General features: G+C 71.8%; 16 protein-coding genes. 9 read left to right on the top strand and 7 right to left on the bottom strand.

Going from position 1 to position 18,210, the window contains the following annotated elements; translation table 11 throughout:
• Positions 1-46 precede the first annotated feature (46 nt).
• On the top strand, positions 47-2,185 hold the full coding sequence (locus tag AC07AW_RS32305; protein ID WP_478819016.1) for a hypothetical protein: 2,139 nt from the start codon (positions 47-49) through the stop codon (positions 2,183-2,185).
• 55 nt (positions 2,186-2,240) lie between these two features.
• On the opposite strand, the gene AC07AW_RS32300 is transcribed toward AC07AW_RS32305, so the two are convergent.
• The 4 genes from AC07AW_RS32300 to AC07AW_RS32285 all read right to left on the bottom strand — a co-directional run bounded on the left by AC07AW_RS32300 (position 2,241) and on the right by AC07AW_RS32285 (position 5,866).
• Entirely contained in the window at positions 2,241-2,423 is a 183-nt protein-coding gene (locus tag AC07AW_RS32300; protein WP_478819015.1) for a hypothetical protein, read from the bottom strand.
• Between the two features lie 112 nt (positions 2,424-2,535).
• Positions 2,536-3,426, bottom strand: coding sequence for an SDR family oxidoreductase (locus AC07AW_RS32295; protein WP_478819014.1), 891 nt, complete (start codon positions 3,424-3,426; stop codon positions 2,536-2,538).
• Positions 3,423-4,331 (bottom strand): alpha/beta fold hydrolase, encoded by a 909-nt coding sequence (locus tag AC07AW_RS32290; protein WP_478819013.1) that lies wholly within the window; start codon positions 4,329-4,331, stop codon positions 3,423-3,425. Before AC07AW_RS32290 ends, AC07AW_RS32295 begins: the two co-directional genes overlap by 4 nt.
• Positions 4,328-5,866 (bottom strand): flavin-containing monooxygenase, encoded by a 1,539-nt coding sequence (locus AC07AW_RS32285; protein WP_478819012.1) that lies wholly within the window; start codon positions 5,864-5,866, stop codon positions 4,328-4,330. The genes AC07AW_RS32290 and AC07AW_RS32285 overlap by 4 nt, the downstream gene beginning before the upstream one ends.
• 223 nt (positions 5,867-6,089) lie before the next feature.
• Between AC07AW_RS32285 and AC07AW_RS32280 the strand changes: the two genes are divergently transcribed.
• The 6 genes from AC07AW_RS32280 to AC07AW_RS32255 all read left to right on the top strand — a co-directional run bounded on the left by AC07AW_RS32280 (position 6,090) and on the right by AC07AW_RS32255 (position 11,488).
• Entirely contained in the window at positions 6,090-6,719 is a 630-nt protein-coding gene (locus tag AC07AW_RS32280; RefSeq protein ID WP_478819165.1) for a MerR family transcriptional regulator, read from the top strand.
• A 78-nt stretch (positions 6,720-6,797) separates the two neighbouring features.
• Positions 6,798-7,406, top strand: coding sequence for a hypothetical protein (locus AC07AW_RS32275; RefSeq protein ID WP_478819011.1), 609 nt, complete (start codon positions 6,798-6,800; stop codon positions 7,404-7,406).
• Between the two features lie 5 nt (positions 7,407-7,411).
• On the top strand, positions 7,412-8,812 hold the full coding sequence (locus AC07AW_RS32270; RefSeq protein WP_478819010.1) for a peptidoglycan-binding protein: 1,401 nt from the start codon (positions 7,412-7,414) through the stop codon (positions 8,810-8,812).
• The gene (locus tag AC07AW_RS32265; RefSeq protein WP_478819009.1) at positions 8,809-9,510 is read left to right on the top strand and encodes an ABC transporter ATP-binding protein; all 702 of its coding nucleotides are present in this window, start codon (positions 8,809-8,811) and stop codon (positions 9,508-9,510) included. Before AC07AW_RS32270 ends, AC07AW_RS32265 begins: the two co-directional genes overlap by 4 nt.
• Entirely contained in the window at positions 9,507-10,736 is a 1,230-nt protein-coding gene (locus AC07AW_RS32260; protein WP_478819008.1) for an ABC transporter permease, read from the top strand. Before AC07AW_RS32265 ends, AC07AW_RS32260 begins: the two co-directional genes overlap by 4 nt.
• A gap of 386 nt (positions 10,737-11,122) precedes the next feature.
• Complete coding sequence (locus tag AC07AW_RS32255) at positions 11,123-11,488, top strand: SH3 domain-containing protein (RefSeq protein WP_478819007.1); 366 nt, start codon at positions 11,123-11,125, stop codon at positions 11,486-11,488.
• Here the strand turns inward: AC07AW_RS32255 and AC07AW_RS32250 are convergent.
• Together AC07AW_RS32250 and AC07AW_RS32245 are read right to left on the bottom strand one after the other, a co-directional pair.
• Positions 11,464-13,143, bottom strand: a complete 1,680-nt coding sequence (locus AC07AW_RS32250) for a HAMP domain-containing sensor histidine kinase (RefSeq protein ID WP_478819006.1) — start codon at positions 13,141-13,143, stop codon at positions 11,464-11,466. The two genes, AC07AW_RS32255 and AC07AW_RS32250, sit on opposite strands and share 25 nt — an antisense overlap.
• Complete coding sequence (locus tag AC07AW_RS32245; protein WP_478819005.1) at positions 13,140-13,844, bottom strand: response regulator transcription factor; 705 nt, start codon at positions 13,842-13,844, stop codon at positions 13,140-13,142. The genes AC07AW_RS32250 and AC07AW_RS32245 overlap by 4 nt, the downstream gene beginning before the upstream one ends.
• A gap of 181 nt (positions 13,845-14,025) precedes the next feature.
• Here AC07AW_RS32245 and AC07AW_RS32240 point away from each other — a divergent pair, with 181 nt between their 5' ends.
• On the top strand, positions 14,026-15,561 hold the full coding sequence (locus AC07AW_RS32240) for a recombinase family protein (protein WP_478819004.1): 1,536 nt from the start codon (positions 14,026-14,028) through the stop codon (positions 15,559-15,561).
• Between the two features lie 520 nt (positions 15,562-16,081).
• Here the strand turns inward: AC07AW_RS32240 and AC07AW_RS32235 are convergent.
• The gene (locus tag AC07AW_RS32235) at positions 16,082-17,710 is read right to left on the bottom strand and encodes an ISL3 family transposase (protein ID WP_478819003.1); all 1,629 of its coding nucleotides are present in this window, start codon (positions 17,708-17,710) and stop codon (positions 16,082-16,084) included.
• A 247-nt stretch (positions 17,711-17,957) separates the two neighbouring features.
• Between AC07AW_RS32235 and AC07AW_RS32230 the strand changes: the two genes are divergently transcribed.
• On the top strand, positions 17,958-18,161 hold the full coding sequence (locus AC07AW_RS32230) for a hypothetical protein (RefSeq protein ID WP_478819002.1): 204 nt from the start codon (positions 17,958-17,960) through the stop codon (positions 18,159-18,161).
• The last annotated feature ends 49 nt before the right edge of the window (positions 18,162-18,210 follow it).

Below are 18,210 nucleotides of genomic sequence, written 5' to 3'. Positions count from 1 at the left end.
ACCGGGTGTGGCGCGCAGTGCGCCAATGCCTGGGAGGAAAACGACCGTGCCTCACGCCCGCTCGAACCACCGGCGCCTCGTCGCCGCCGTCACCACCGTTCTCGCCGTGACCCTCGGTGCGGGCGCACTGGCCGTGCCCGCGACGGCCGCCCCTTCGACTCCGGCGACCGTCACGGCGGACACCGCCGCGACCCCGTTCGCCTTCCCCAAGAACTCGCTCCTGGTCGACGCCGGGGTGAAGGGCTTCCTCACCCAGACCGTGGGCAGCACCACGAAGCGCTTCGCCTGGTACGGACAGGACACCGGGACCGGCTACGGCACCCGCACCTCCCTGCACTCGACGCGGACCGACGACTACCTGGTCCTCGTCGAGCACTACAAGGTCACGCTGCGGGACCTGACGACCATGTCGGTCCTCGAAGTCGCCCTCGACCCGCTGACCGGCTCCCCCGTGTACGTCGGCTCGGCCGCCGACGCCCTGTTCACCACCGTCGGCCCGGACCTGCGCAAGCACACCAAGGCGGGCGGCACCGTCCCCGTCGCCGGCCTGCCGACCGGGGCCACCTCGATCGCCGTCACGCCCGGCACCCCCGACGACGCCCTGGTCCAGTTCACCGTGGACGGCGTGAAGAAGTGGGGTCTGCTGAACCTCGCCACCGACACGATCGGCGGGATCCACGACCTCCCGGCGGGCGCCACCATCGGCGCCGTCTCCGCCACGCACGTCGCCTGGACCGTCGGCACCGGCACCAACGGCGAGGTGCCCGCGCTCTTCCTCCTGGACCGCGCCTCGGACACCGTCCAGGAGATCCCGGTCGTGGACGCGCCCGGCAGCCTCCGGGTCGACCTCGTCGGCGGCTGGGTGGTGTACGGCGACCCCGGCGCCTCCACCGCCGGCGCCCCGAGCCCGCTGTACGCCCTCACCGCGTACAACCCCGCCACCGAGGAGACGGTGAAGCTCCTCGACCACCTCACCTCGGCCGCCCCGGCCGGCGACGGCAGCCTGCACGTGCGGGGCGGCAGCCTGGCGCAGGGCGAGGGCATGTACAGGATCACGGCCGCCGGGAACGAGACCCCGGTCGTCACCCTGGAGGCGACCACCGGCGAGCCCACCGACCTCCGGATCACCGGCAACGACGTCCCCGCCCTGGTCGACCTCGACAAGAACAGCGGAAAGGCGAGGTTCACCTGGAACCTGTCCCGGCCGAACGCCGAGGTGAACCTGACCCTGCGGCACACCCGGACCGGGGAAGCCGAGATGTTCAACGACTACACGACGGACCGGCTGGCCACGGCCTTCGACTGGCAGGGCGAGTACAACGGCGCCTATACCTGGGAGCTCACCGCCCGCCCGCTCAACGGCATCGGCCCGACCGCGACCGCGACCGGCTCGTTCACGGTGACCCGCACGCCCAAGCCGCACGACTTCGACGACAACGGCGCACCCGACATCCTCCTCCGCGACGGCGCCGGCAACCTGTGGCGCGTGGACACCTCGTACGGCACCCGGCTCACGGCCGACCCCCGTCGGCTGATCGGCGGCGGCTGGCAGATCTACGACCGGATCGAGGCCACCGGGGACGTCGCGGGCTCGCCCGTCGGCGACCTCGTGGCCCGGGACAGGACGGGCGTCCTCTGGCTGTACCAGGGCAACGGGACCGGCGGCTTCGCCACCCGTACGAAGATCGGTGCCGGCTGGCAGATCTACAACCAGCTCGCCGGCGGCAGCGACCTCACCGGCGACGGCCGCGCCGACCTCGTCGCCACCGACAAGGCCGGCGACCTGTACCTCTACAAGGGCACGGGCAACGCCTCCGCCCCCTTCGCCGCCCGCAAGAAGATCGGCTTCGGCTGGGGCATCTACAACCAGCTGACGGCCGTCGGGAACATGGCGGGCGGCCCCGGCGGAGACCTCCTCGCCCGGGACGCGGCCGGTGTCCTCTGGCTGTACCTCGGCAAGGGGGACGGCACGTTCGCCTCCCGTACGAAGGTCGGCGCGGGCTGGAACGCGTACCAGCACCTCGTCGGCATCGGCGACGTCAACCGGGACAGCCGGGCCGACCTGGTCGCCTTCGGCTCGCAGGCCACGACCTTCTACCAGGGCACGGGTGACTGGGGTAACCCGATGTACGGCCCCCTGCCCACGACCCTGCCCCTCGGCGGCCCGTACAACAGCATCGCCTGACGCACGGAGGCGCACCCGGTCTCCCGGGTGCGCCTCCGTCAAGGACGGGCCGACGTCAGGCGTCGTAGTCCATGTCCATGCGGTCCTGGGCCTCCTGCTGGGCCCGGCGCGTCTCGTCCTCGGAGCGTTCACGGCCCTTGGAGGCACGCTCGGACGCCTCGTCCTTCGCCCCCTGCATCTTCTGCTTCGCCTGCTTCGCCTGCTGTGCCTTGTTCTGCATCTCGTCCTTGATGCCCATGCGGATTCACTCCTAGAAGGGTGTGAGGGGAACGGGGCGGGACTCCGCCCCTAGGGCCTCGATCAGACTGACATGTCAGGACATCGCACGCATGTCGATCGGTCACGGACGGCTACCGCGGGGAGGAGCCCTCCGCCCGCGCCTGCTCGTCCGCCGCACCGCCCGCGCCCACCAGGCCCCTGGAGACCGAGCTCAGGCGCGGCTCGAAGCGCCGCATCTCGCGCTGCCCGACCGTGGCGATCAGGCTCGGCAGGTAGCCGCGGACCGACTGCATCCCGCGCAGCCACCACTGCGCGTACACATGGGCCGAGCGCCGCTCGATGCCCGCCACGATCCGGTCCACCGCCGGGCCGAGGGGGTACGTGCGGTTCGAGGGCCACGGCAGCCGCTGCCGCAGCTCCTTCATCACGTCGTCCTGGTCCGCGCCCCGCACCATGTCGGTGTCGGTCCACGACAGATAGCCGACGCCGACCTTCACGCCCTTGTACGCGACCTCGGCGCGCAGGCTGTGCGCGAAGGCCTCGACGCCCGACTTGGAGGCGCAGTACGCCGTCATCATCGGGGCCGGGGTGATGGCCGCGAGCGAGGCGATCTGGAGGAAGTACCCCCGGGACTCCATGAGGACCGGCAGGAACGCCCGGCCCGTCACCGCGCCGCCGATCAGGTTGACCTCGATGACCCGCCGCCAGGCGTCCGGGTCGGAGTCGACGAACGGGCCGCCCGCCGCGACACCGGCGTTGGCGACGACGATGTCGACCTTCCCGAACCGCTCCTTCACCTCGGCCGCGACCCGGGCCATCGCCTCGTGGTCGGTGACGTCGGCGTGCCACCAGTCGGCCTCGGTGTGCAGCCGCCCGGCGACCTCCTTGAGCTGCTCCGGCTCCAGGCCGACCAGCGCGATCTTCGCGCCGCGCGCGGAGAGCTTGCGGGCGAGGAGCTCCCCGACACCGCGAGCCCCACCGGTGACGACCGCGACCTGCCCTTCCAGGCTCACCCTGCTCATGCCCCTGCCTCCTCGTTCTCCTTCACGCCCAGGTACGTGAGGGTCAGTTCACGGATCTGCGCGGTGACGGCCTCGGGGGCCTCCACCGGTGTCATGTGGCCCATGCCCGCCAGCTGGACGAGGCCCGTGCAGTGCGGCAGCGCCTCCGCCATCACATGGGAGTGGACGGGCGGGGTGAGCCGGTCGGCGGTGCCGACGAGCACGGCCACCGGCAGCCGCAGCTCGCGCAGGCCCGCTTCGAGGTCGAGGCCCGCCAGGACCTGCGACCAGCCGTGGCGGGCGCCGCGCGGGCAGGCGTGCACGATCCGGGCGCAGGCCTCGACCCGCTCCGGTGCCGAACCCGGTCCCATCGTCGCGTACTTCAGGATCTTCTTCGAGACGGCGTTGACCGGGCCGAGCGGTGCCTTCGCGCCGAGGACGGCCTTGGTCAGCCGGGTGCGAAGCCCGCCGGGCCGGAGCGGTACGACGGTGGCCTCGGCGGTCAGCCGGGAGGGGCCGGTGGAGCAGAGCAGGACGGCGGCGGCGTGCTGGCGGAAGCCGGGCCGCGCGGCGGCCGCCATGATCGTCATGCCGCCCATGGAGTGGCCGGCGAGGACGGCCCGCTCGCCGGGGCCGAGGGTGGCCGCGAGCACGGCCTCCAGGTCGTCGGCGAGCGCGGTGGTCGCATAGCCCCCCGATGCGGGGGCGGGCGACCGGCCGTGGCCGCGCTGGTCGTAGGCGATGACCCGGTGGTCGGCGGCGAGGGCCCGTATCTGCTCGGTCCAGAAGGCGATCGAGCAGGTCCAGCCGTGCGAGAGGACGACGGCGGGCGCGCCTTCGGGGCCGTACACCTCGACGTGGATCGGGGTGCCGTCGGCGGAGACGGCGGTCAGCGCGCGGGGGGCGGGAAGGCTCTGGAGCGTCACTTGGCGGTCTCCTTCTTCCGGGTGGTACGGGCGGGCTCGGGGGCCGGCTTGGGGGCGCGGATCACCTCGTACTCGGAGAGGTCGACCTGCCGGGTCTCGCGCCGGAACTCGGCCGTGGTGCCGGGCCACAGGGTGGTGTTGCGGCCACTGGCGTCGAGGTACCAGCTGTTGCAGCCGCCCGACTTCCACACGGTCCGCTCCATCCGGGTCTGGACCTTGCGGTTCCAGGCGCCGACGGCGGAGGGCCGGACGGCGAGGGCGGTGCGGCCTCCCAGCCCCGTGGGAGTGAGCAGAGCCAGCTGGCGGAGGTAGTCGGCCATGTAGTTCAGCTGGGACTCGATCATGAGGATCATGGAGGAGTTCCCGAGGCCGGTGTTCGGCCCGATGATCATCATGAGGTTGGGGAAGCCGCCGGCCGTGGCCCCGCGCAGCACCTGGACCCCGTCCTTCCAGGACTCGGCGAGCGTGTGCCCCTCGGCGCCGACGACGCGTTCGGCGATCGGGATGTCGGTGACGTGGAACCCGGTGCCGAAGACGATCGCGTCGACCTCGGTCTCGGTGCCGTCGGCGGCGACCACGGTCGAGCCGCGGACCTCGCGGAGGCCGGCGGCGACGACGTCCACATTGGGCTGGGCGAGCGCCGGGTAGTACGTGTTGGAGAGCAGGATCCGCTTGCAGCCGATGCGGTACGAGGGCGTCAGCTTGGCCCGCAGCTCCGGGTCCTTGATGGAGCGCGCGATGTTGGCCTTGGCGAGCTTTTCGACGAGGCCGAGTTCGTTCGGGTGCTTGGTGAAGGCGCCGACCTGGAGCTCGCGGATGCCCCAGAGGATGCCCCGGCGGAGGGTCGCGGTGGCCGGGAGCGTGCGGTGGAGCCAGCGCTCGGGGCCGCTGATGGCGCGGTCCATGCGGGGCATGACCCACGGGGGCGTGCGCTGGAAGAGGGTGAGCTTCCCGACCTCGCGCTGGATCTCGGGCACGATCTGGATGGCGGAGGCGCCGGTGCCGACCATGGCGACGCGCTTGCCGCGCAGGTCGTAGTCGTGGTCCCACTGCGCCGAGTGGAAGACCTTGCCGGGGAAGTCGGCGAGGCCCGGGATGTCGGGGATCTTCGGGTCGGAGAGCGGTCCGGCGGCGGAGACGAGGACCTCGGCGCTGAAGGTGCCGCCGCTGGTCTCGATCTCCCAGCGCAGCGTCTCCGCGTCCCAGCGCGCCTGGAGCATCTCGTGGTTGAGGCGCAGGTGCGGGCGGATCCCGAAGGTGTCGGTGACGTGCTCCAGGTAGGCGCGGATGTGGCGCTGTCCGGAGAAGGTCCGGGGCCAGTCGGGGTTGGGCGCGAAGGAGAAGGAGTAGAGGTGGGAGGGGACGTCGCAGGCGCAGCCGGGGTAGCTGTTGTCGCGCCAGGCGCCGCCCACGGAGTCGGCCCGCTCCAGGACGACGAAGTCGGTGATCCCTTCGCGGCGGAGCCGGACGGCGGCTCCGATGCCGCCGAATCCCGACCCGATCACCGCCACCCGTACGTGCTCGTGCTTCGCCATGCCGCCTCCCGTGCGCCCGGCCATGATTCCGCCAGCAATCACTGGCACAGTCGGGACTGTAGAGCAGCTCCATACCGAGCGGTAGGGGTACGACGAGGGAAAGTTACCGGCGGTACAACATAGGCTGGCGGGTGTGGCAGAAGGATCACGTCCCCAGACGGGCGCACAGGACGGCCCCCGCGAGGCGCCGAACGACGGCGCGCCCGCGCACCGCGAGTACCGCATGGAGGAACTGGCCTCCGCCGCCGGCATCACCGTGCGCACCCTGCGCTTCTACCGCGAGCGCGGCCTGATCCCGCCGCCCCGCCGCGAGGGCCGCATCGCCTGGTACGACGACAACCACCTGGCCCGGCTGCGCACCATCGCCGCCCTCCTGGAGCGCGGCCACACCCTCAACGGCATCGCCGACCTCACCACCGCCTTCGAGAGCGGCCGGAACGTCCGCGAGGTCCTCGCACTGCCCGCCCCCTCCGAGGAGGAGCCGGTCCGCCTCACCCCCGAGGAGCTCGCCGACCACTTCGCCGGCGAGGTCACCGCCGAGAACCTCGCCGCCGCGCTCGACCTCGGCTACCTCGTCACCGACGGCGAGGAGATCATCCACATCAGCCGCCGGCTGCTCGACGTCTCCGCCGCCCTCGTCCGCGAGGGCGTCCCGCTCGCCGAGGTCCTCAAGGCGGGCGCCCGCGTCCGCGAACACGCCGACGCCCTCGCCGAACTCTTCACCGAACTCCTGCGCACCCACGCGAAGGACGACGACCTGTGGCGGCTGCGCCCGCTCGCCAAGAGCGTGGTGGAGGCGGAGCTGTCGATGGCGCTCGACCGGCGGCTCAACCCCCAGGAACCGGCCTCATGATCGCCTGACAGGTTCTTCAAAAGTTCTTCATCACCCCCGTCCTACGGTCGCTCCACCTACCGAGGAACGGGAGAACCGATGAGGACGAACCGGGTGCTGCTGGCCGCCGCCGCGGCGGTCACGGTGTTCGCGCTGACCGGCTGCGGCGGTGGCGGAGGCGAAGGGGCCGGGAAGATCCCGACGGCCGGCGACGGCACCCCCTCCGCCGGTACGGGCAAGGGCAAGGCCGCGACCGGGAGCGGGAACAGCGGCGGCAAGGACGAGGTCGCCGCGTACGTCGAGTCCCAGCGGGCCTGGGTGAAGTGCCTGCGCGCCGGCGGCATCGACGCCCCCGACCCCGATGAGAACGGCCAGGTGGAGCTGCCCGACGGCCGCGCGATCAAGAACAGCCCGACCCTCCGCAAGACCCTGGAGACGTGCAGCAGGAACCAGATGGCCGTCCCCGAGGAGATCGAGCGCCGGACCGCGCCCAAGCTCACCCCCGAACAGATCAAGCTGCGCTTCAAGTTCGCCGAGTGCATGCAGAAGAACGGCGCGCCCGACTTCCCCGACCCCGAGCCCGACGGCAACAACTACGGCGACGTGCAGTGGAACCAGGACTCGGCCGGCGCCAAGCAGGCCGGGCGGATCTGCCGCCCGGTCATCGGCGAGCCCGCCGATGAGGACCTGGGCTCGGGCAAGGGCTGAGAGCGATGAGCGGAGCCGGTACCGAGACGGGCGCGAAGGCGGTGAACCCGGTGGAGCCGACGGATCCCGTGGATCCGGTGCAGGAGGGGACGGCTCCCCCGCGGAACCCGGGACGCCGCCGGCGGAACCGTACGATCCTCGTCGCGGCCGTCGCGGTGGTGGCGGCGGTCGCCGCCGCGGGCCGGCTGGGCCTCGGCGGCGGGGAGGAGAAACCCCCGTCCGCGCCCCCGCGCGCGGGCTCGACCGTCGCCGTCACCCGCACGAGCCTCGCCGAACGGACCTCGGTCGAGGGCACGTTGGGGTACGGGGCCGAGGTCCCGCTGCCGGTCAAGGCGACCGGCACCGTCACCTGGCTCCCCGAGCCCGGCGCGACGGCCGAACGCGGCGACACCCTGCTGCGGGTGGACGACCGGCCGGTGGTGCTCCTTTACGGCACGCTGCCGATGTACCGCGACCTGGGCATGACGCCCGGCACCCCGCCCCCGGACACCACGGGGACCACGGGGACCACGGGGACCACGACCCCTCCGGCGTCGGGGGGCGCCGGAGGCAAGACCGGAGGCACGGACGGCGGTACGACCGGCGGTACAGACGGCAGTACGGACGGCGGTACGGACGGCGGTACGGACGGCGGTACGGACGGCGGTACGACCGGCGGCAAGGGGAAGAACACCGACACGCCCCCGCCCTCCCCTCCCCCGCAGCCGATGCGCGGCATGGACGTCCTCCAGTTCGAGTCCAACCTCGCCGCGCTCGGCTACACCGGCTTCACCGTCGACGAGAGGTTCACCTCCGGCACCGAACGGGCCGTCAAGCGCTGGCAGAAGTCCCTCGACCTCCCGGAGACCGGCCGCGTGGGCCTCGGGGACCTCATCTACTCCACCGGCCGGGTCCGCCTCGGCCAGGCCGGCGTACGGCTCGGCGGCCCGGCCGGCGAGAACGCGCTCACCTACACCGGCACGAGCCGCAAGGTCGTCGTCAACGCCTCGGCGGCGGAGGCCTCCTGGGCCGTGCGCGGCACCGAGCTCACCGTCAAGCTGCCCGACGGGAACCCCGTGAAGGGCGAGGTGGCGTCCGTCGGCAGACAGGCGACCGCCCCCGGCGGCGACGGCGGGACCGGCGGAGGCGGCGCGCCGACCGTCCCGGTCACGATCACCCTCGCCGACCAGCGGGCCCTCGGCCGCCTGGAGAGCGGCCCCGTCACCGTCGAGTACGTGGGCCGGAAGCGCGAGAACGTGCTCGCCGTGCCGGTCGCCGCGCTGGTGGCACTGGCCGAGGGCGGGCACGGCCTGGAGACGACCGACGGCCGCTTCGTCACGGCGAGGACCGGGCTCTTCGCCGACGGCCTGGTCGAGGTGAGCGGCCCGGCCGTCCGCGAGGGCCTGAAGGTGAGGATCCCCCAGTGAGCGAGGCGGTCGTGGAGTTCGACGCGGTCTCGAAGACCTACCCGGGCGGCGTGGCGGCCGTCCGGGACGTGAGCCTGCGGATCCACCGGGGCGAACTCGTCGCGATCGTCGGCCCGTCGGGCTCGGGCAAGTCCAGCATGCTCCACCTCATGGGCAGCCTGGACGTGCCCACGGCCGGCCATGTCCTGGTCGACGGCCACGACGTGGCGGAGCTGACCGACCGGGAGGTGGCCGCGCTGCGGGCCACCCGGATCGGCTTCGTCTTCCAGCAGTTCCACCTGGCGGTCGGCGTCCCGGTCCTGGACGCGGTCGCCGACGGCCTGCTGTACGCCGGGATCCCGCTGCGCCGCCGCCGGGCGCGCGCGGCGGCGGCCCTGGCCCGGGTCGGGCTCGGCCACCGCGTCCACCACCTGCCGCACCAGCTCTCCGGCGGCGAGCGCCAACGGGTGGCCATGGCGCGGGCGGTGGTCGGCGGACCCGCGGTCCTGCTGGCCGACGAGCCGACGGGGAACCTGGACTCCGCGTCGGGGGCGGCCGTCCTGGCGCTCCTGCGGGAGCTGCACGCCTCGGGCACGACCGTCGTCGTCATCACCCACGACCGGGAGATCGCGGCCGCCCTCCCCCGCCGTATCGAGATGCGCGACGGCCGGGTGGTCGCGGACACCTCCACGGAACCCGCGATCGGAGCGCACGGATGATCCCCGCCCCCCGAGGCCGGCGCACCGGGCGGCGGAGCACCGTCCTGCGTCCGGCCCGGCTGCGCCCCGCCGACGTCGTCCGGCTCGGCGGCACCGGCCTGCGGACCCGCCCGCTGCGGGTGTTCCTCTCCGCGCTCGGCATCGCGATCGGCGTCGCCGCCATGATCGCGGTGGTCGGCATCTCCGGCTCGGGCCAGGCGGAGGTGGACCGCCGGCTCGACGCGCTCGGCACCAACCTCCTGCGGGTCGAGCCCGGCGTCACCGTGGGCGGCCGGGAGACGAAGCTCCCGGCTGAGGCCGTGCGCATGATCGACCGCATCCCGCCGGTCCGGGAGGTGGCCGCCACCGGCGCGATCGACGCGAAGGTCTACCGCAACGAGCGGATCGCGGTCGGTCGCACCGGCTCCCTCGCCGTCCTGGCGGCGGACGACGGCCTGCTCCCGGCGGTCGGCGGCCGGGTGCGCCGGGGCCGCTGGCTGGACGCGGCGACCGAGCGCTACCCGGCGGTCGTGCTCGGCGCGACGGCCGCCCAGCGGCTCGATGTGTACACGCCGGGGACCCGGCTGTGGATCGGCGGCCGCTGGTTCTCCCTGGTCGGCGTCCTCGACCCCGTACCGCTGGCTCCGGAGCTGGACGGCGCGGCGCTCGTCGGCGAGCCGGCGGCCCGGACGTACCTGCGGTTCGACGGCCATCCCTCGACGGTCTACGTCCGCACCGAGGACAGCGCCGTCGCGGCGGTACGGGCGGTGCTGCCGGCCACGGCGAACCCGGCGAAGCCCGCCGAGGTGCAGGTCTCACGGCCGTCGGACGCGCTCGCGGCCCGCGAGGCCACCGAGTCGACGCTGACCGGTCTGCTCCTCGGCCTCGGCGGCGTCGCGCTGCTCGTCGGCGGGGTCGGCGTCGGGAACACGATGGTGATCTCCGTCCTCGAACGCCGCCCGGAGATCGGGCTGCGCCGGGCGCTCGGCGCCACCCGGGGCCAGATCCGCACCCAGTTCGTCACGGAGTCCCTGCTCCTGTCGGTGATCGGCGGCCTCGGCGGGACCGTCCTCGGGACGGTGATCACCGCCGCGTACGCGGTGAGCCGGGGCTGGCCGACGGTCGTCCCGGTGTGGGCGACGGCGGCCGGGGTGGGGGCGACCCTGGTGATCGGGATGATCGCGGGGCTCTATCCGGCGGTACGGGCGAGCCGTCTGGCGCCGACGGTGGCCCTGTCCGGCACCTGACGCGCGCGGCCCGCCGGAAGCGGCCAACCCGGCCCGGGGACCGTCCCGGACCGGGTTGGCCGCTTCCCGCCGTTTCCCGCCGTTTGCCTCAGGGGACGGATTCCGGAATTCCGGCGGACCGGAAGCGAATTACCCGCTCCCCAGGTCCCCGTCACGCGCTCCGCGAGCCCGGCGACCGGAGGACGGAAGGCCCTCCGGGCGCCGCCCGCATTACTCCCGAAATACTGCGTCGTCCCCGCCGGATATCCACCACCGAAAAGAAGCCGACACCGTGTCCGCCCATTGAACGATTTCTCCCCGCCGGGCAATTCTTTCCCCGCACTCGAACGAACCCGCCCGTCCGGCGCACCGCCGGGCGGGAACGACCACGAGTTCAGGAGAGATCGATGCCTCTTCGGACGAAACTCGCCGCGGTGGCCCTCGGCGCCGTCGCGGCCACCGGCGGCCTGGTCCTGCCGGCCACGGCGGCCGTGGCCGCCCCGGAAGGTGCCGCCGCCTGCTACAACCCCGGCTGGTCCAACAGGGACGGCCGGGCCGGCGGCACCAACACCGACTACGTGAACATCCGCAGCGGCCCGACGACCGAGTGCGTCGCGCTCGGCCAGGCGCAGGCGAGCCACGGCCTCACCCTGCACTGCTGGGTGGCCGGCCAGGACGGCACGTGGTCGCACGTCCGCGACAACACCACCGGCATCTCGGGCTGGATCAAGGACAGCCTGCTGAACGGCTACGGGTCCAACGTCCCGTGCTGATCCCGCACCCCGCCGCCGGCCCCGCCCCGCGGGGCCGGCAGCACCACCGTGAACACGGACCCCACGCCCACCTCGGACGTCACCTCGACGGCGCCGTGGTGGTCCGCCACGATCTGCCGGGCGATCGAGAGTCCGAGCCCGCTGCCGCCGGTGGCCCGCCCGCGCGCCGCGTCCGCCCGCCAGAAGCGGTCGAAGAGGTATGGCAGATCGGCGGCCGGGATGCCGCTGCCGGTGTCCCTGACGGCGATCCGCACCCTCTCGTCCCGCTCGTCCAGTTCGAGCCGCACACGGCCACCGGGGGCCGTGTGCCGCACCGCGTTGCCGACGAGGTTCCCGAGGGCCTGGCGCAGCCGGTCCGGGTCCCCGTCCAGCCGTACGGTGGCGGGGCCGGGTCCCGTCACCTCCAGGGCGACCCCGGCCGCCGCGGCCCGGGCGCTGTGCGCGGTCCGGCAGGCCTCGACCAGCTCCCGCGCGTCCAGGGGCCTGCGGTGGTACGTGAGGGCGCCCGCCTCGGCGAGCGCGAGGTCCTGGAGGTCGTCCACGATCCGCTGCTGGAGCAGCACCTCCTCGTGGAGCGAGTCGAGCAGCTCGGCGTCGGCCTCCAGGACGCCGTCCCGGAGCGCCTCCAGATAGCCGCGCAGGTTGGCGAGGGGGGTGCGCAGCTCGTGGGCGATGTCGCCGACGAGCCGGCGCTGCCGCTCCTCGCTGTCCTGGAGGGAGCCGGCCATCCGGTTGAAGGACCGGCCGAGCTCCGCGATCTCGTCCTTGCCGGCGGCGGGCACCCTGCGCCCCAGGTCGCCCTCGCCGAGCCCCTGGGAGGCCGCCGTGAGGGCGCGTACGGGGCGCAGGACGGCCCGGCCGAGGAGCAGCGCGCTGGCGAGCACGGCGGCGGCCACTCCGGCGGCGACGAGCGCGGTGGGGCCGGCGGCGAGGGTCTGCCCGGCGTCGTCGACGGCGCCGAGCCGCACGGTCAGCGGCTGCGGGCCGACGGCGGCGGTGCGCTCGGTGAAGACCCGGCGCAGGCAGGCGAGGGCTTCGGTGTTCGCCGTGGCGCGGCAGGACTGGGCCGCGTCGATGTCGGCCCGGCTCGGGGCCCCCGAGCCGCGGTCGGCGCAGGGCGTGCCCGCCGGGGTGTTCCCGCCGCTCTGGTAGAGCGGCATGCCGAACTTGCCGCGCAGGACGGTGACCTGCTGTCCGAGCCGGGTCAGGCAGGCCGCGTAGGTGACGTTGGCGCCGTAGCTCGTGATCACGGAGGGCGTCACCTTGCGCATCGAGCCGGCCTCCCAGGCCGCGGGGAACTCCAGCTCGGGCCTCGGGTCGACGAGGAGCGCGGGCGCGGTGCTGCCGGGGCGCGGGTCGCGGCCGAGGAGGGTGTCGGAGTCGGCGATCTGGCCCTGCCGGTCGGTGCTGATCCGGATGCGCTGCCCGGTCTCCTCGGCGAGGGTGCGGACGGTGGCGGCGACGCCCTCCCAGGTGCCGTGGCCGGCGCCGTAGGCGCGCAGCCGCTCGGTGATGGCGGCGATGGACTGGCGGTCGGCGGCGGCGGACTCGCGGACCTGTCCGGTGAGCTGCCGCAGGGTCAGCCAGGCGGTGGCGCCGCTGGCGGCCACGGCGACGAGCAGGACGAGCGAGAAGACCCGCAGCCGGAAGCTCACGCGGTCGGCTCCCCGTCCGCGAGCCGGTATCCCCGCCCGTACACGGTCTCCAGATGCCGGGGCCGGGCCGGATCGGCCTCCATCTTCAGCCGGAGGTTGCGGACGTGGACGTCGACCGTGCGCTCCAGGACGTCGCTGTCGAAGCCGAAGACCCGCTCGATGATCTGCGCGCGGGTGAAGACCCGGCCCGGCTCGCGGGCCAGGACCTCCAGGAGGGAGAACTCCTTCGAGGTCAGGGCCACCGGCCGGCCGGCGACCCGGACCTCGAAGCGGGCGGTGTCGAGTTCGACCTCGCCGACCCGCAGCAGCTCGTCGCGGGCGGCCGCGCCGGTCGCCCGGGACCGCCGGAGCAGGGCGCGGACCCGGGCGGTGAGCTCTCGGGGGCTGTACGGCTTGGTGAGGTAGTCGTCGGCGCCGAGGTCGAGGCCGAGGAGCATGTCCTCCTCGGTGCTGCGGGCGGTGAGCAGCAGGATCGGGACGTCGGATCCCTCGGAGCGCAGAATGCGGCACACGTCGAGCCCGTCGACGAAAGGCAGCATCACGTCGAGGACGACGAGATCAGGCCGGACGGAACGCACCCGTTCCAATGCGGAACGCCCGTCGGCGACCACCTGGACGGTATTCCCCTCCCGCTCCAGATAGATCCGAATCAGCCGTGACTGCTTTTCGTCGTCCTCGGCGATGAGAATGCGCGCGCTCAACGATGCCCCCACCCGGTCCCGTCAATGGCACAGCACCGTACCGCGTACTAGACCTCGTAAACGGCGGTCACGGGCGCGTGATCGCTCCACCGCTCCTCGTGGACTAGTGAGCAATTTGATAGTCGACCCACAGTACAGCCGACATGAAGATACAGTTAGCTCCGAAAGGGGGGCAATCCGTATGATTAATACGAATAATGACTGCTCGGGGTTACGGGCACTCATCGCGGTCCGACTGAGCGTCAGGTCCGACGAATCGACATCACCCAAGCGCCAGCGGGAAGCCGGTCTGGCGGAGGCCAGACGCCTGGGGGCCGAGGTCGTCGGCTACGCGGAGGATCTGGACGTCTCCGCCACCAGGACGACTCCGTTCGAACGGCCGGAACTGGGCGAGTGGCTGGCCAGATCCGACGACTTCGACGTCATCATCTGGTGGCGGCTCGACCGCGCCGTCCGCTCCATGGGAGACATGGCCGAGCTGACGCGCTGGGCGAAGCGCCACGGCAAGCGCCTGGTCTTCGCGGAGGGCCCGGGAGGCAGCTCCCTCGAACTGGACATGACCTCGATCATGTCCGAATTGATCATCATGCTGCTGGCCTTCGCCGCTCAGATGGAGAGCCAGGCCATCAAGGAGCGCGTCACGAGTGCCAATGCGGCGCTGCGGGCCATGGGGCGGTACTCCGGAGGGATCCCTCCGTACGGATACATGCCCGTGCAGCGTCCAGCAGGCGAGGGGTGGACCTTATCCCAGGACTCGCAGCGCGTCGAAGCCATCGAGACGATGATCCGGATGCTGCTGGACGGCGGCGCCCCGAACGCCATCGCGTTCCATCTGAACAGCGAGGGCATCCTGACGCCTCGCGACTGGAACGACGTTCGGCAGGGGCGGACCCCGAAGGGGCGCAAGTGGGTCGGCCAGACCGTCAAGCGTGTACTTCTGTCCCCGTCACTCCTCGGCCACCAGACCTACGCGGGGTCCGTCGTCCGGGACCGCAACGGCCTGCCGGTGAGCATTACCGCCGACCCGATCCTGACACGGGACCGGTTCGAGGAGATCACGGCTGCCCTCGGTGAGCGCCCCAAGGGGGCAGCCGGGACCCGAAAGGACTCGGGCGCGCTCCTGCTCGGCGTCCTGCACTGCGCCTCCTGCAAGGGCCGCATGTACCGGGTCCCCGCACACAGCTACTCGGTGTACGTATGCCGGGCCCGCACCAAGGGACTCCCCTGCGAGGCTCCGGCAGCCATCAAGACCGACTGGGTGGAGGATTACGCGGAACGGGAGTTCCTGAAGGAGTGGGGAGGCTTCCCCGTGCTGGAGCAGGTGACGTACCCCGGCTACGACCCCCGCCCCGAACTGGAGGAGATCACCACCGAACTCCGTGAGCTGTACGCCGTTCGCGAATCCAGGCGATCACGTGTGGGCCTCGCCATCTGGCAGGAGCAGGTGGACGCTCTGGAGGGCCGCGCCGAGGTCCTCGAAGCGACTCCGGTACAGAAGGAACGCACGGAGCTGGTTCCCACAGGAAAGACCTACGCCGACTACTGGAGGATCGCCGACGCCCGGGAACGGCGCTTCATGCTGCTCGACACCGGAACCCGCCTGGAGTGCGCGAAGGGCCAGCGAGGGGGACGCCCGGCGGACATGAAACGCCGTGCACTGGAACGTCTGTCGATCGACTTCCCTCGGTCGAGAGAACGGCAGCGGCGGACGGCCTGAGCACCACTCGCGACTCCCACACAGCGGCGGAGTGATGACGGAGTGAGTTCATCGGGTCGTTTGGGTTCAGGCACGGATTCCGTGAAGGTGACCAAGAGTCGGTTACGGTCTGTGGTCGGCCGGAGTCTTGCTCGGAGGCTGTGCTGGGCGGATCTCTGTGCGCGAGAATGCTCGGCATGACGACTTGAAGAGCACCGGCCGGGCGACAACATTGGCGAAAGGTCGGGAGCTGGGACACGTTTCCCGACGGCGATCGACGCCTCTGCGCGGTCTGCGGAACGCCGGTCTGTTCGTACCAGTACCGCTTCCATCCGCCCGAGTCCTCGATGTTCGAGCGGTGCATAGGACTCGTCTGGTGTTCCACTTGCCGGATCTACTCCGGCAACATGGTGTACGTCCCGCGGAAGCGAGTCCTGGTCGACCTCCTCGCGTCTCTTCCTCCTGAGCAGCGAGAACGGCTTCTACGTTTGGAGACGCGACTGATCGAGTTCCTGGACCGCCAGGCCCGAGGCGCCAGAGGTTAGGGTCGGCGGCTGGCCGCGATCAGAAGGAGCCGCTTGCGCAGTAGCGGAAGTTTTGCTCTGCCGAACATGCTGCGCTTGAGGGCTTTCAGGTCGTTGACGCGGCCTTCGACGGGGCCGGAGGACCACTCGGTACTCATGCCGAAGACGACGGCGTCGAGGTCGGTGATCAGCCCGGCGGCGAAGGAGGCCAGGCCGCACTCTTCGTCGGCGCAGACATCGGCGATCCATCCGCGCAGCCGTTCTCCTTCACGGTTGGTCATGACGGTCGCGAACGTCCGGACGTGGGTGGTGGCGGCTGTGAGCTCGGGCGAGCGGGCCAGCAACGTCTTGAGCCGCAGTTGGTCGTCGTTGCGTAGATGGTTGGGGTGGCTCATGATCCAGCGGGTGGCTTCGCGGGGCGAGGGCGGCCGGGCCATCGGCGGACGGTTGGCTGCGGGTCGGCGTCCGGGACGCAGCGGATGGACATAGTCGCGGAGGGTGCTGTAGGCGCAGCGGGCCCAGAGTTCTTGCAGCTCGCGGTGGAGGCTCGACAGGTTCGTGCAGCCCTCGGCGATCCGTTGCTCCAGGTAAGGCCGGTAGCGGTCGAGTTTGCTGGTCCGGTCTTGCCATTGGCCGTGCAGCATCGCCTCCGGGCTGGCGGCGCGAGCGTACTTCCGCACCGTGTTGCGGCCCAGCCCGAGCCGGCGGGCGACTTCGCGCAGGCTCAGGCCCTGCTCGACCTGGGCCCGGACCGCGGCGTGGGTGTCGCGGAGCCGGTCGAGGAACTTCCCCGCTGGGTAGGGCTCGGATGGCTCCTGGCCGACGGAAGTCGGCACAGGCCCGGGTTCGGGTTCGGGTTCGGGCGAAGGTTCCGGTTCGACGAGGTCGCGGAGGAGAACGCGGTGGTGGGAGACCAGGCGTTCGACGGCTTCGCCGAGGTTGTGCCACACATGCCATTTATCTGCGCAGTGCTGGGCCTGCGGGGCGCCGGTGCGAGCACCCTCGGCGAAGAACGCCGCGCGGTCGCGGCAGACAATCTCGACGCCGGGGTGCTCGCGCAGCCATGCGGCCAAGGTCTCGGCCTCGCGGTCGGGCAGCAGGTCCAGGGGCTGGTGGGTCTCGCAGTCGATCAGGATCGTGCCGTACCGGCGGCCCTTTCTGGTCGCGAACTCGTCCACTCCCAGCACCCGCGGCACCGCCCAGACCGGCTCCGGCAGCGCCATCACCACGCGCAACACGGTCATCCGGCTGACCATGCTGCCCAGCACCAGCCCCAGCCGGGCCACCGCGCGAGCAGCCAGAACGACACCAAGAGCACCGATGATCCGCTGCAGGACGGGCGTTCGCCGACCATAACGGCTGGTCAGCCCCTCGACCTGCTCGGCGAAGGTCACCCTCGCGCAGGCGCTGTTGTCGCAGAACAGCCGGCGCACCGACAACTCGATGAGTACCGGCTGGGTGCCGACTGGAGCATCGGCGATCCTGCGTCCGTAGCGGCTGTGCACCCGCATCGACGATGCCCCGCACCCCGAACAGGCGGCCGTTGTCCCGTCCTTCGTGCTCGCCGCGATCCGCAGCACGCCGCTCTCCACCACCACGCGTTCCACCAGCACCGTCACCAGGTGCGGGAACACCAACTCCAGCAAGGTCTCACACGACCGAAGGATGATGCCCAGAATGACGGAGCGTCACCGGCGCATGGAAGCACGATCCACTTCACGGAATCCGTGCCTGAACCCATTCACCCCGATAAAAACATGACGGAGTGACGGTTCTCCCTACCTTTTTGATTGCGCATAGAAAAGTAAGAGAAAAACAGATCAGGGGGTTTCTGTGGGGAGCTATCCCATGCCCCAGAGGTTGGCCATCCATGCCGGGTAGGGTCACGGCACCATGGAGCATCTGCGCGAGAGTCTGGACCGCGACATCCTGGAGCAACGGATCACCTCTGCGCTCATGCCGATCCGTGAAGCATTGGACTGCACGCTTCATGAAGCGATCGACATCTTCGCGCGGCGATACGAGGAGCTTCGTCGTGATCGTCCGGACGACTTCACTCTGAGGCGGGAGGACTACGGCCAGGGCTTCTACTCCTGATGAACCGCTGGCCGGTGCACGTAGTCGGCTGGGCAGTGACGCCACCGCA

Source organism: Streptomyces sp. NPDC044003, from assembly GCF_056435185.1.
This window is presented reverse-complemented; position numbering and strand designations above follow the sequence as displayed.